Origin of the sequence: Herbaspirillum sp. NPDC087042, assembly GCF_044745245.1 — a bacterium.
In the GTDB taxonomy this organism is placed as follows: domain Bacteria; phylum Pseudomonadota; class Gammaproteobacteria; order Burkholderiales; family Burkholderiaceae_D; genus Herbaspirillum.
In genome coordinates, this window is sequence record NZ_JBIUZW010000011.1 from 58,169 (window position 1) to 71,971 (window position 13,803).

12 protein-coding genes and 1 tRNA gene are annotated in these 13,803 nt (G+C 63.7%); 6 read left to right on the forward strand and 7 right to left on the reverse strand.

The features are described from left to right. Positions 1-73 precede the first annotated feature (73 nt). Positions 74-706, forward strand: a complete 633-nt coding sequence (locus ACIPHN_RS15855; protein ID WP_400437668.1) for a Maf-like protein — start codon at positions 74-76, stop codon at positions 704-706. A gap of 16 nt (positions 707-722) precedes the next feature. Here ACIPHN_RS15855 and ACIPHN_RS15860 read toward each other — a convergent pair whose 3' ends face one another. Both ACIPHN_RS15860 and ACIPHN_RS15865 read right to left on the reverse strand, forming a co-directional pair. Further along, entirely contained in the window at positions 723-941 is a 219-nt protein-coding gene (locus ACIPHN_RS15860; RefSeq protein ID WP_400437669.1) for a DUF1289 domain-containing protein, read from the reverse strand. Between the two features lie 314 nt (positions 942-1,255). Further along, on the reverse strand, positions 1,256-2,452 hold the full coding sequence (locus ACIPHN_RS15865) for an HPP family protein (RefSeq protein WP_400437671.1): 1,197 nt from the start codon (positions 2,450-2,452) through the stop codon (positions 1,256-1,258). Positions 2,453-2,610: 158 nt separating this feature from the next. Here ACIPHN_RS15865 and ACIPHN_RS15870 point away from each other — a divergent pair, with 158 nt between their 5' ends. Both ACIPHN_RS15870 and ACIPHN_RS15875 read left to right on the forward strand, forming a co-directional pair. Further along, positions 2,611-3,036: a MarR family winged helix-turn-helix transcriptional regulator gene (locus ACIPHN_RS15870; RefSeq protein ID WP_400437673.1), complete on the forward strand. Its 426-nt coding sequence runs from the start codon at positions 2,611-2,613 to the stop codon at positions 3,034-3,036. Between the two features lie 91 nt (positions 3,037-3,127). Further along, complete coding sequence (locus tag ACIPHN_RS15875) at positions 3,128-4,156, forward strand: LacI family DNA-binding transcriptional regulator (protein WP_400437675.1); 1,029 nt, start codon at positions 3,128-3,130, stop codon at positions 4,154-4,156. Positions 4,157-4,181: 25 nt separating this feature from the next. On the opposite strand, the gene ACIPHN_RS15880 is transcribed toward ACIPHN_RS15875, so the two are convergent. After that, positions 4,182-5,939 carry a diguanylate cyclase gene (locus ACIPHN_RS15880; RefSeq protein WP_400437676.1) on the reverse strand — a complete coding sequence of 586 codons (1,758 nt, stop codon included), beginning with the start codon at positions 5,937-5,939 and terminating at the stop codon, positions 4,182-4,184. Between the two features lie 344 nt (positions 5,940-6,283). Then, a tRNA-Ser gene (locus tag ACIPHN_RS15885) sits at positions 6,284-6,373 on the reverse strand. A gap of 266 nt (positions 6,374-6,639) precedes the next feature. On the opposite strand from ACIPHN_RS15885, the gene ACIPHN_RS15890 reads away from it, so the two are divergent. Then, a complete protein-coding gene (locus ACIPHN_RS15890) occupies positions 6,640-8,520 on the forward strand; it encodes a GGDEF domain-containing protein (protein WP_400437678.1) in 1,881 nt (626 codons plus the stop codon). 122 nt (positions 8,521-8,642) lie between these two features. Here ACIPHN_RS15890 and serS read toward each other — a convergent pair whose 3' ends face one another. Then, positions 8,643-9,944: a serine--tRNA ligase gene (serS, locus tag ACIPHN_RS15895; RefSeq protein WP_400437680.1), complete on the reverse strand. Its 1,302-nt coding sequence runs from the start codon at positions 9,942-9,944 to the stop codon at positions 8,643-8,645. Between the two features lie 173 nt (positions 9,945-10,117). Between serS and ACIPHN_RS15900 the strand changes: the two genes are divergently transcribed. Then, on the forward strand, positions 10,118-10,741 hold the full coding sequence (locus tag ACIPHN_RS15900) for an anaphase-promoting protein (protein WP_400437681.1): 624 nt from the start codon (positions 10,118-10,120) through the stop codon (positions 10,739-10,741). A gap of 6 nt (positions 10,742-10,747) precedes the next feature. Here ACIPHN_RS15900 and ACIPHN_RS15905 read toward each other — a convergent pair whose 3' ends face one another. Further along, complete coding sequence (locus ACIPHN_RS15905; protein ID WP_400437682.1) at positions 10,748-11,695, reverse strand: LysR substrate-binding domain-containing protein; 948 nt, start codon at positions 11,693-11,695, stop codon at positions 10,748-10,750. Positions 11,696-11,779: 84 nt separating this feature from the next. Between ACIPHN_RS15905 and ACIPHN_RS15910 the strand changes: the two genes are divergently transcribed. Further along, on the forward strand, positions 11,780-12,412 hold the full coding sequence (locus tag ACIPHN_RS15910; protein WP_400437684.1) for an alanyl-tRNA editing protein: 633 nt from the start codon (positions 11,780-11,782) through the stop codon (positions 12,410-12,412). A gap of 15 nt (positions 12,413-12,427) precedes the next feature. Here ACIPHN_RS15910 and ACIPHN_RS15915 read toward each other — a convergent pair whose 3' ends face one another. Beyond that, positions 12,428-13,732, reverse strand: a complete 1,305-nt coding sequence (locus ACIPHN_RS15915) for a replication-associated recombination protein A (RefSeq protein ID WP_400437686.1) — start codon at positions 13,730-13,732, stop codon at positions 12,428-12,430. Positions 13,733-13,803: the final 71 nt, after the last annotated feature.

Sequence of the window (13,803 nt, forward strand, 5' to 3'; positions counted from 1 at the left end):
CGCGACTTTCAGCCAAAATCCGGCTTCCAGGCGCCTTCACCGCGCTTTTCCCAATCCGAACCGACCGCATTCCATGTTGCATCAACACACCACCAGCACCCCACCCCGCCTGATCCTGGGCTCCAGCTCGGTCTATCGCAAGGAGTTGCTGAGCCGCCTTGGCCTGCCCTTCGAGACCATGGCACCGGACATCGACGAAACACCCCATTCCGGCGAAACCCCGCAGGCCACTGCCCTGCGCCTGGCGCGCGAGAAAGCCGCCGCCATCGCCACCCGCGCTGGCGCGGCCCTGGTCATCGGCTCGGACCAGGTCGCCACGCTGGACGACCTGCAGATCGGCAAACCCGGCAATCATGCCAATGCCTTGAAGCAACTACAGATGATGCGCGGACGAGAAGTGATCTTCCATACCGCCCTGTGCCTGTGGGATGGCCGTCGCGCCGATGCCGCCAGCACGGCCCAGCTCTGCAATGTACAGACCCTGGTACGCTTCCGCGATCTCGATGACGCCGAGCTGGATGCCTACCTGCGCATCGAGCAACCCTATGACTGCGCCGGCAGCGCCAAGAACGAAGGATTGGGCATTGCCATCCTGGAGAGCATTCGCAGCGACGACCCTACCGCCCTGACCGGCCTGCCACTGATTGCGCTGACCAGCATGCTGCGCCAGGCCGGCGTGCGCTTCTTCGGTACGACACCCGCGTAACGCCAGGAACCCGCCCTCAGTAGTTGCGGCGCGGGTAGCCCTGGGCCAGGATGCGCTGCCACACGACTTCGCGCTGCTCCACATCCATGAAGACCCACTGCGCCACCTCGTCGACGGTGCGACCACAACCGCGGCAGATATCGTCAAAGGTGGTGGAACAGACGGCCACGCAAGGCGTATCGGGCCGCTCGGGCATAGGCTGAGGGGAATTTCCGGAAGACGATGTTGAAGACATTGACTGAATCTGAACTGGGAACATGAAGCGGCACGCACGAGAAAACCGGTGCCGCATGCGACATCTTACCAAGAAGCGCAGCACTTCCATCCACATCGCAAGAAGGGATACCCCGCCACCAGGCGAACGGGCAAAAAAAAGCCCGCGACCAAGAGGTGCGGGCTTGAATCCAATTTCTTAAGGAGGAGATTGGAGGAGACAGGTCCAACTATAGCGATGCGCCATGAACGAGTCTGCTTTATTGTGGCAATAGCAGATATTCACGCGGTCGATAACTCTTGTGGCACAAGCATCACAAGCCCGCCCCCCCCCCCTCAAGCCACACTGCGCAGGCCAGGCACACCGCGCGCAGCCGCCAGGTTTTTCTCATACAGCGCGGCAATCATGTCCGATTGCGTCAGCATCCCCGCCAGCTTGCCGTCCGCCTCGACCACCGGGATCTGGTGCAAGCCCTCTGCCATGCGCGGCACCAGTTCCAGCACCGGCGTATCGACCTGCGCGGTGATTACGGGGCGACTCATGATCTGCCCGACCACCTCGGGTTTCTCCGAATGCGTGAACGGCACCCGATGCAGGAGCGCGCGCAATTGCGCCACCAGCCCGGTATGCACTTCCACCCCGGCATGCTCCAGGAAATCACTGCGACTGACGATGCCGATGACATGCCGGCCACGATCCAGCACCGGCAAGGCACGCAGACGATGCTGCTGCAGCAGCGTCCAGGCCTCGTCCAGGGTAGTGGCGAACTCGGCCACCACGACATCGCGCGACATCACCGAGGCACACAGCGTCTGGCCGAAACGGCGGTGGTAAGCCCGCATCTCGGTACGCATGAAGATCTCTTCGAGATCATCGCGACCGATGTCGATGACCTGGTTGTAGTTCTTCAGCACCTCATCCAGGTCTTCATGGGAGAAGCCCAGCCGCGTGATCGGCAATTCATCCCGGGTCTGGTGCGGATGCGGCGCAGCGCTTTGCTGGGCGTGCGGATAGCGCCGCCCGCTGGCATTGTTGAAGAACAAGGCCGTCAACAGCAGCAACACCGAGTTGAGCATCACCGGCGAGAGCACGAAGGCATAACCCATGTCATGCACCACCGGCCCACCCAGCACCGCCGTCAGGGCCACGGCACCACTGGGCGGATGAATGCAGCGCAGCATGAACATCGCCCCGATCGCCAGTGCGATCGCCAGAGCGGCAGCCAGCGCCGGCTCCTGCACCAGGCGGGCGCAGGTCACGCCGATGAGCGCCGCGCACAGGTTGCCGCCGATGATGGACCAGGGCTGCGCCAGCGGACTGGAAGGCACGGCAAAGAGCAACACCGCCGAGGCCCCCATGGGCGCGATCAGCCAGATGGTCCGGGTGTCGTGCGGCAGGATGGCATAACTGACCAGCCCCACCAGCAGGATACCGAACAGGCTGCCGGCGCAAGAGCGCATGCGCTCGAAGCGATCGACATTGCTCCTGGCGGGAATGAAACTTTTGAACCACAGCAAGATAGAATCGGGCATATCCGTTTCCGTAACGACATGACTATCGGAATGCCTCCGCCGTTGCGGCGGAAGAGCAAACCGCAATTACATCACAAGATGATATATATGTCCCGATCCAGCCGTTTTTTACCCTATGCCAGCCGGCACGCCACTCCCACCATTGAAGGCCGGCAGCCATGAAAAGCCCGTCCCGCCTGCAAAAGGATGATTTCGAGGCATTGTCGGAATTTCGCTACCAGTTGCGCCGCTTCCTGCGCTTTTCGGAAGAGGCCGCCCAGGGCGAAGGACTCACGCCGCTGCAATACCTGCTGCTACTGCATATCAGGGGCTATCCCGGGCGCGACTGGGCCAGCATCAGCGAACTGGCCGAGCGCCTGCAGTCGCAGCACCATGGCGTGGTAGCCCTGGTCACACGCTGCGTGAAGGCCGGACTGGTCACGCGCACGCCCGACGACCGCGACAAGCGACTGGTACAAGTGCGGCTGACCGAACTGGGCGAGCAATACCTGCACCGGCTGGCGCAATTGCATCGGGACGAACTGCATTCGCTGTCGGGCGTGTTCCAGGTCTCGCACATCTCGGCCTTCAACGACCGCGACTGAGGCCACCCCACTCCCGCGCCTGCGGATATCCGCAGGCGCCAGCGGCACAGGCTACTGATATGCTTGCGACAACACCCTCACCCACCCAGCCATGATCCGCAAACCCGATACCCCCACCCCTGCCGCGCCGTCGCGTGCCATCACCAAGGAAGACGTGGCCCGCGCCGCCGGGGTATCGCACATCACGGTCTCGCGCGTCATCAACACGCCGGAAAAGGTCTCGCCCGCCACCCGCGCCCGGGTCGAGGCCCTCATCACCAGCATGGGCTACATCCCCAACCTGCTGGCCGGCGGACTGGCCTCGCGCCGCACCCGCATCGTGGCCGCCATCGTTCCCACCATCAGCCACTCTATCTTTGCCGAGTCGGTGCGCGGCCTGTCGGAAGCATTGAGCCAGCGCGGCTACCAGCTGTTGCTGGGCCAGACTGATTATTCGGAAGAGGCGGAAACCGGCCTGGTCGAAGCCTTCATCGGCCGCCGCGTGGATGGCCTGGTGCTGACCGGCGTGCAGCACTCGGCGCGCACACTACAACGCCTGAAGGCCGCCGGCATCCCGGTGGTGGAAACCTGGGACCTGTGCGAACAGCCCATCGACATGCTGGCCGGCTTCGACAACCATGCCGCCGGACGCGCCATGGGGGATTATCTGTACGGGAAAGGCTATCGCCGCATGGCCTTCGTGGGCGGCGACGATCCGCGCGGCATGGCCAGGCTGGCCGGCCTGCGCGAGGCCTTGCGCGCACATGGCGCCAGCGAGCCCGCGCATGTCCGCATCCAGATGAACTCCTTCCTGCAGGCCGGGCGCGACGCCATCGGCCGGCTGCTGGAGCTGCACCCAGCCATCGACGCCGCCTTCTTCAGCAATGACGTGATGGCCGCCGGTGCCGCCCTGGAGTGTGCGCGGCGCGGCGTTGCCGTGCCGGGACGCATCGCCCTGGCCGGTTTCGCCAACCTGGAAATCGCGCGCGAAGTCTTGCCGGCACTGACCACGGTACAGATCAGCGCGCACCAGATCGGCCTGACGGCAGCCGACATGCTCCTGACCCGCTTCGACGGCGGCGAAGTAGCGCAAACGACATGCGACCTGGGCTATTCCATCCTGGAACGTGACAGCACCTGAGCCGCGCCTGGCCAATGTTCAATGCTCAATGCGCCTCGGAGTCGGTCTCCATGTTGCGCCCGGCCAGCTCGACGCGATTGCGCCCCAGTTTCTTGGCACGATAAAGCGCCTGGTCGGCTTGCCGGATCAGGTATTCCAGGCCCTGCTCGCCGCAGACAGCAGCGACGCCGAAACTGGCGCTGACCTTGATGCGCATGCCGCCATCGACCTCGAAATCACCCTGCTCCAGCGCCTGACGCAACTTCTCGGCGACACTGCCGGATTGCACCAGATCCGACTCCGGCAGCAGGACAATGAATTCCTCGCCACCATAGCGCGCCAGCACATCCACCTTGCGCAGCAGGCCCGACACGGTCTGCGCCACGCCGCGCAGGATGGCATCTCCAGCCTGGTGACCATGGGTATCGTTGATGCGCTTGAAGTGATCGATATCAAACAGGATCACCGCCAGCTCGCGCTGGTAGCGCTGGGCCACGCTCATCTGCTGCTGGCCGTGCGAATAGAAGGCGCGCCGGTTCAGCACGCCCGTGAGGAAATCTGTATTGGAAGATGTCTGCAGCTGCGTGATCAGAGCCTCGCGCTCACGGGCCAGGCTATTGCGCTCACGCATGCGCTGCTTGAGCACGCGCAGCGCGCGCATCATGGCGCCAATTTCGTCATCGTGCGGCGTCTGCGGAATCTCCCGCTCCAGTCGCCCTTCCACCAGGCCCGCCACCAGGTCGGTGGCCTGGACCAGCGGCTGCACCACGCGGCGCCGGATCAGCACCATCAGTAACTGGAAGAACAGACAGGCCACCACCGTCAGCGCCACCACCAGCACCAGGATATTGCGTGCCTGGGTATTGTGCCGCTCGGCCTGCGCCATCATGTCGTCCAGCAGCAGATCGCGCAGGTCGATGATGGACTTCATCTGCGGTACGTAATATTTGTAGAGGTCGGCCGGCGTGACGTTGTACTCCCCCGAGCCCAGACCCATCTGCAAGAGGTAATCGAGAAACTGGAAACCGCTGTCGAAGTACTGGCGATCCACCATCTCCAGCGCATGCGCGAACGCCGGCTGGGACGAATATTCGGCCGTCTGCGTCGCCAGCAGGCTGCGCAGCAGCTCGATGCGGCCGTAGAGCCGCCCGATCTCGACCACCTCCTCCTGGGTCAGCTTGCGATGGGCGATCAATGGCGGCACGAAGCGCGAACCGACCTGGCCGGCATACTCCCGCAGACTGGCGGCGGCGCGCACGGCGGCCAGGCCATCGCGCAGGGACGGATCAGCGCGGTCGACTTCGCCACCCAGGTCGGCCACCACCCGGATCATCTGCGGCATCAGGTCCACCATGCCGTTGACCGAGGCCAGCACCCCGCTATCGGTGCGTAACTGCGGCGCCTGCTGCCCGACGCCATCCACATTGGCCCGCACGAACTCCAGCCGGTCCTGCACCGTCTTGACGCGTTCCAGCGTCCCCGACTGGCGCAAGCCGGCATCGGCCTCCAGGGCCGTGCGCAGTTGCGCCAGCGAGGCATCGGTCGTATCGCGGGCGGATTTCAGGGTCTGGTAGAGGGCCGCGGCTTCGTCAGGCGCTGCGCCCATATAGGCGTTGGCCGGACCACGCTCGGCCGAGAGTTTTTCCATGGCCACCAGGGCCTGCCGGAAATGTCGCAAGGCCGGCACGCTGCTGGCGCCGCTGCGATAGGCATGCCATTCCATCCAGACCAGCGAAATCGCGAATGCCAGAAACAACATCAGCAGCGCGATGGAAATCAGCCGGAAAAGACGATTCAAGGACATGGTAGGTCCGCTACGAAGGCATGCACGTTTGAAGACTATAACAAGGCCGCCAGGCGGGCGGCACTGCATCGTGAGCGGGGATGAAAATAAACCACAGGCACATTCACCGAAGTGACGCTGCCGCGTGACACACCCGGGAACCCGGATGCCATTGATGCCGGCAGCGCACTCCCCCCTCGAGAATACGCTGCGACCCATGAGAATCCTGATGCGCGCCCAGACCATCAAACCAACACACGGGCGCACCATCATGCGAGATCGCGGAATGACTGCGAAAACGCGGCACATAAAAAAATAAGGCCCTGAAAAAATCAGAGCCTTATCTCTACTACTGTCGAGCCAACTGGCGGAGAGGGTGGGATTCGAACCCACGGTACGATTTAACGTACGCCTGATTTCGAGTCAGGTACATTCGACCACTCTGCCACCTCTCCGGTTAACTTCGGTCGTTTCACTGCGTGGTGCAGCAAAGACAGCGACTATAGCAGAACAATTTTCGGAAGGGAATAGTTTTCTTGGAAAAAGAATAAAAAATTAATTGAGCGACATCAAAGACAAGCCAAGCCCTGCGATCCCCGCTCTTATTTTCACATTGAGAAGCGCGAGTGTGTGGTTCCATCATCATCTTGTCATAAATGACTTCTAGCATCCGTAAACTATTTTCCGTTCTTTGGAACCTTCTCACCCCGGATCCTGCCACATGGCGCCCCTTTCTCACGCTTCCTTCCCGCTCGGTGCCGAAGTTGCCGACCTGATCGCCCGCGCCGCGGGCGCCGCCCCGACGGGCAATGAGGATCCGATGTTGTTGCTGCTGCATGAGATCATCGCCCAGCGCAAGCTGACGGCCCTGTTCCAGCCCATCGTGCGCATGCGCAATGGCGAGATCCTGGGCTACGAAGGTCTGATCCGCGGCCCCTCCAATACCCCGCTGCATTCGCCGCTGGCGCTGTTCAAGGTGGCGCGCGCACACAACCTGTCGGTACAGATGGAATACCTGTGCCGCCACATCGTGCTGACCCGCTTCGCCCAGCTGGGCTTGCAGGGCAACCTGTTCCTGAACGTGTCGCCGGGCGCGCTGATGCAACCCGAGGCGATCCAGGGCGAGACCCTGCGCTACCTGGAAAGCCTGGGCGTCAATCCCAAGCGCATCATCATCGAGCTCACCGAGAACGAGCCGACCTACGATTACGCCCAGTTGCGCAACGCCGCCATGCACTACCGCGACATGGGCTTCCAGATCGCCATCGACGACCTCGGCGAAGGCTTCTCCAGCCTGCGTCTGTGGTCGGAGCTGCAGCCCGAGTATGTCAAGGTGGACATGCACTTCGTGCAGGGCATCAACCACGACCCGATGAAGCTGCAGTTCGTGCGCTCGATCCAGGAGATCGCCGAGAAATCCGGCTCCATCGTCATCGCCGAGGGCATCGAGTCCCAGGCCGAGCTGCTCACCATCCGCGATCTGGGCATCGCCTGCGGCCAGGGCTACCATATCTCGCGCCCGCTGGCCGACCCGCCGGTGTCGATCTCGGACGATGTGACCAAGACCCTGCGTCGCGACAAGGTGCCGCTGGACACCAACAAGTACGGCCCCGGCAAGCGCAATGCCACCGCCTTCAAGCTGCTGCGCGAAACCCGCTATGTCAGCCCCGAGGTGACCAATGACGCGGTCTATCACATGTTCGTCAACGATCCGCAGCTGCAGGCCCTGCCGGTAGTCAGCAACGGCCTGCCGATCGGACTGATCAACCGCTACAGCATGGTGGAACGCTTCGCCCGCCTGTATGGCCGCGAACTGTACGGCAAGAAGTCCTGCGCCTTCTTCATGGATCCCAACCCCATCCTGGCCGAGCAGGATACCAGCCTGCAAGAGCTCTCCAACCTGCTGGTCCATGCCGAGTCGCACCACCTGTCCAACGGCTTCATCATCACCGACCGTGGCCAGTACATGGGCCTGGGCACCGGCCACGACCTGCTGCGCGAGATCACCCAGATGCAGATCGACGCGGCGCGCCATGCCAATCCGCTCACGCAGCTGCCGGGCAACGTGCCCATCAACGACCACATCGAATACCTGCTGCAAAGCGGCGTGGAATTCTGCATCTGCTACGCCGACCTGGACCTGTTCAAGCCCTTCAACGATGTCTACGGCTACCGCAAGGGCGATGACATGATCCAGGCCACCGGGCGCGTGCTGCAGCAGGCGGTCGACCCCGACCTGGATTTCATCGGCCACATCGGCGGCGACGACTTCCTGATCATGTTCCAGAGCGAGGACTGGGAAAAGCGCTGCCGCAACGTGCTGGAGAATTTCGAAGCCGCCACCCGCGCCTTCTACTACGACGAAGACCTGGACCGCCGCGGCTACTTCACCGAGGACCGCCAGGGCAAGCGCGTCTTCCATCCGCTGGTCACGCTCTCGCTGGGCGCGGTCAAGATCGAGCCCTCGCAATACTCCTCGCCTCACCAGATCGCCTCGGCCGCCACCCGCGCCAAGATGCAGGCCAAGAAGACCACCGGCAGCAACCTCTTCATCGAGCGCCGCATCCCGGCCACCTTCTCCTGGGCCCTGAAGGAAGGTTAGCCAGCACGGTCGCGAAAACGTTTTCGCCCTCCGCAGCGCCATAAAAAAACGGCTGCCTCATCACGAGGCAGCCGTTTTTGCATGCAGGCGGCGGCAAGCCTCCCGATGTCACGCACCAGGCATCACGCGCCCGGCACCAGCTTGGTCACGCCACCCATGTAGGCTTGCAGCACGTCGGGAATATCGACGCTGCCATCGGCCTGCTGGTAGTTCTCCAGCACGGCCACCAGGGTACGGCCGACCGCCAGGCCGGAACCGTTCAGGGTATGCAGCAGTTCCGGCTTGCCCTGGGCATTGCGGAAGCGCGCCTGCATGCGACGGGCCTGGAAGGCTTCGCAATTGGACACCGAGGAAATCTCGCGATAGGTATTCTGCGCCGGCAGCCAGACTTCGATGTCATAGGTCTTGGCCGCGCCAAAGCCCATGTCACCGGTGCACAGGGTGATGACGCGATAGGGCAGACCGAGCTTCTTCAGAATGGTCTCGGCATGGCCCAGCATCTCGTCGAGTGCCTCGTAGGACTTTTCCGGATGGACGATCTGCACCATTTCCACCTTGTCGAACTGGTGCTGGCGGATCATGCCGCGGGTATCGCGACCATAGGAACCGGCTTCCGAACGGAAGCAAGGCGAATGGGCGGTGAACTTCAACGGCAGCGCATCGCCGGCCACGATCTCGTCGCGCACGAAGTTGGTCAGCGGCACTTCGGCCGTGGGGATCAGGTACAGCGCCGCATTTTCGGCCTCACCTTCCTGGCCGCCCTTCCTGGCCGCGAACAGGTCCGCCTCGAACTTGGGCAACTGGCCGGTGCCGCGCAGGCTGTCGGCGTTGACGATGTAGGGCGTGTAGCACTCGGTGTAGCCATGCTCCATGGTATGGGTGTTCAGCATGAACTGCGCCAGCGCGCGGTGCAGGCGGGCGATGCCGCCCTTCAGGACGGCGAAGCGCGAACCGGTCAGCTTGGTGGCGGTATCGAAATCCAGCCCCAGCGGGTTGCCGACGTCGACGTGATCCTTGATCTCGAAGTCGAACTGGCGCGGCGCGCCGACCTTGCGCACTTCGACGTTGCCGCTCTCATCGGTCCCCACCGGCACGGATTCGTGCGGCAGGTTGGGCACGGCCTGCAGGAACAGGGTCATCTGCTGCTGCACTTCTTCCAGACGGGTCGCCGAGGCCTTGAGCTCGTCGCCGATGCCGTTGACTTCGGCCATCACCGCGGAAGCATCCTCGCCCTTGCCCTTGAGCATGCCGATCTGCTTGGACAGCGTATTGCGCTTGCCCTGCAGTTCTTCGGTACGGGTCTGGATCTGCTTGCGCTCTGCTTCCAGCGCATTGAAGCCGGCCACGTCCAGGACGAACTTGCGGGCCGCCAGGCGGGCCGCGACGTTCTCGATGTCTTTACGGAGGAGTTGGATGTCGATCATGGGAAGAAAAAACAATTGAAATTGATGCCTGAAAACGCGATTGTACCAAGCCGCGAGCCTGCAACGGGCTTCCGCAGGCGCTTTGGCACAAGAAATTGCTGTAGGTGCGGTAGCCGGGGGCGCCGGCACGGGTTACCATTCGGGCCAATCCCGCAACCCGACCACCCTTTTCCATGTCCGACCAGCAAGATCCCCGCGCCCCGCGCGATGTCCCCGTCCTGTTATCCCTGCTGGGCCTGGTAGCGGCCTTTGCGATCGGTCTGTGGGCCGGGATCCACTACATGTCCAACGAGGCAAGCCTGTTCTACGGGCTGATCGCCGGCCTGTCCTTCGGTGCTGCCTTCGCCTTCGGCCAGCAGATCAAGAACCGTTTCGTGCCGCCCAGGGTGAAGACCAGCGACTGGAAGGTGCAGGCCCCGGGCGCAGCCGAATTGTCGCCGGCCAGGATGGCGGCCCAGCAGGCGCGCAAGATCGATGTGGCGTTCGATGATGAAGAGATCCGCACCGTGGTGCGCGGCGCCAAACGGGAGGGTATCGCCTGGAGCGAGGTCAGCGACGTGACCATCCGCATCAGCGAAGGCAGCCTGCCGCAACCGCAATGGATCATCGCCGGCAAGAGCGGCGACGCCATCAAGGGCGTGCTCGTCCCCAACGATGCCGAAGGCCTGGATGCGCTGCAGGAAGCAATGAAGCAGCGCCTGCCCGGCTACGACAACGAGCGCAGCGATGAGACGGTGATTGCCGCCATGTCGGCCATGGAAGGCAGCTTCCCGGTCTGGAGCCGCCCGGCTGCCTGAGCCGGGCTAGCGGGCTGACCGGTCCGCCTCCGCCAGTGTCGTCTCTGCCGCCAGCCGCCGGGACAGGAAATCCACAAACGCACCCAGCCTGGGCGGCAAATGCCGCGTGGCCGGATAAAGTGCCCAGAGATCGCCGCAATAGGCTGTCCTGAAGGTCCACTGCGGCAAGACCTGGACGATACGCCCCTCTTCCAGCGCCGGCCGGGCGATGAAATACGGCAGGCTGGCGATGCCGATATCGCGCAGCACTGCATCGAGCCGCACCCCGGTGTGGTTGGCCGCATAGCGCCCGCGCACCTCCACATTGACCACCTTGCCCTGGCGGCGAAAACGCCAGCGCGCGTCTCCCGGCGTCTCGCCCAGATAGATGCAGCTGTGCTCCCTGAGTGCCTGCGGATGGGCGGGCGTTCCATGCGCCGCCAGATAACCGGGCGTCGCGCACAGCAGATGCTCGATCCGCATCAGCGGGCGCCCCATCAGCCCCGGTGGCGGCTTGTCCGTGATGCGGATAGCCAGATCGACCTGGTCGTCGATCAGATCCATGTAGCGGTCTTCCAGCCGCAGCAGCACATCCACCTTCGGATAGGCCTGGAGGAAATCCGGCATGTGCGGATGGACCAGATAGCGCCCGACGGCCTTGGGCACGCTGACCCTCACCTGCCCTTGCGGCTCGGCCTCGAACGAGCCTGAGACCGCCAGCACGGACTGCGCGGCATCGAGCATGTCCTGGCAACGCGCATGGATCTCGCGACCGCTGTCGCTCAGGCGTAGCTTGCGGGTGGTCCGCTGCAGCAGTTGCGTGCCCAGCGCCTTCTCCAGGCGCGCCACCGAGCGGCTGACGGCAGACGGCGTCGCCCCGAGCTGGCGCGCGGCCTCCGAAAAACTCCCGGCCTCCACCACCTTGGCGAACACAGCCATTTCACTCAACAGGGCGATGCTTTGATTTGTGCTCATGGCGCAAAGAATATTTGCTGCGGTGACGGATTATCGCAACTTCACCCCATCGATACAATGGCGGCAACCCTTGAAAGGCAAGCCATGACCGAGCGTCTGTACCTGACCCAGCCAGCCCTGAGCGCTGATATCGATGTGTTGAGCTGCACCCTCCTGGAGGATGGCCGCCATGCCGTGCGCCTGTCGGCCACACCCTTCCATCCGCAGGGTGGCGGACAGCCCAGTGATGTGGGATGGCTGGGCGCGGTGGAGGTGCTACGCGTGAGCAACGAGAACGACGACATCATCCACTACACCAATGCGGCGATTGCCCCCGGCCCCGTCCTGGCCCGGGTCGACCAGGTGCCGCGCCAGCTGCATGCGCGGTTGCATTCGGCAGGACATGTCATCGGCCATGTCATGATGCAGCTGGGATGGACACCTACCAAAGCCCATCACTGGCCGACCGAAGGCCGTGTTGTCGGCATCGCCAACGAGGCCGTGTCGGCGCTGGATAGCGGCGAGATCGAACGCCGTTGCAATGCGCTCATCGCCGAGGACCTGGCCTGTGCGCTGTCGTTTGAAGGTGGTGTGCGCAAGGTCGCCTTCGGCCATCTGCCGGCCTTTCCCTGCGGCGGAACGCATGTGGAGTCGCTGGCGCAGATCGGCAGGATCGAGATCCAGTCTGCGCGCGTCAAGAAGGGCGAGGTTTCCGTGCGCTATGACGTGACGGCCTGAGGCCGGCAGCATCGCTCAGTCCTTGCCGGCCTCTTCATCCCACTTGCGCAGGACGGCCAGCTTTTCGCCGATCTTGATCTCCAGCCCGCGCGGCACCGGCTGATACCAGCCGGGCTCATCGATGCCATCCGGCAGGTAGGTCTCGCCGGCCGCATAGGCATTGGGCTCGTCATGCGCGTAGCGGTACTCATGCCCGTAGCCCAGCTCCTTCATGAGCTTGGTCGGGGCATTGCGCAGGTGCACCGGCACTTCCCGGCTCTTGTCCTGCTTCACGAAGGCACGCGCGGCGTTGTAGGCGTTGTAGCCGGCATTGCTCTTGGCTGCCACCGCCAGGTAGATCACCGCCTGCCCCAGCGCCAGCTCGCCCTCGGGGCTGCCCAGGCGCTCGAAGGTCAGCGCGGCATCGTTGGCGATCTGCATGGCGCGTGGATCGGCCAGGCCGATATCCTCCCAGGCCATGCGCACGATGCGCCGTGACAGGTAGCGCGGATCGGCGCCGCCGTCGAGCATGCGGGTCAGCCAGTACAGGGCCGCATCCGGGTGCGAACCCCGCACCGACTTGTGCAGGGCCGAGATCTGGTCGTAGAAATTGTCGCCGCCCTTGTCGAAGCGGCGGCTGTTCAGCGTCAGCGCATTCTGCAGGAACTCGGCCGTGACCAGGCTGGTCCCGGTGGTGCGGGCAGCGGTATCGGTCTGCTCCAGCAGGTTCAGGAAGCGGCGCGCATCGCCATCGGCATAGCCGATGATGGTGTCAGCGGCCTGCTCGTCGAATTGCAGCTCACCCAGCGCCTTGTCCTGGGCGCGTTGCAGCAGCTGCTTGAGCTCGGTGTCGGTGAGCGACTTGAGCACATAGACCTGTGCCCGCGAGAGCAGCGCCGAGTTCACCTCGAAGGAGGGATTCTCGGTCGTGGCGCCGATGAAGGTCACCAGGCCACTCTCGGCGTAGGGCAGAAGCGCATCCTGCTGCGACTTGTTGAAGCGGTGGATCTCGTCCACGAACAGGATGGTGTGCTTGCCCATGGACAGGTTCTGCTCGGCCTGTTCCATGGCCGCGCGGATATCCTTGACGCCCGAGAACACCGCCGACAAGGCAATGAACTCACACTTGAAGGCCGTCGCCGTCAGGCGCGCCAGCGTGGTCTTGCCCACGCCCGGCGGCCCCCAGAAGATCATGGAATGCGGCTTGCCCGACTGGAAGGCCAGGCGCAGGGGCTTGCCTTCACCCAGCAGGTGCGACTGCCCGATGACCTCGTCCAGGGTCTTGGGGCGCAGCGCTTCGGCCAGCGGCGCGGCGGGTTCTTGCGCAAACAGGTCAGCCATGGCGAGGCTCCCCGGCGCGGGCGCCAACGAGGTCAGCAAAAAGGAATGGCCGTGTCGGCAGGGCCTGGGGA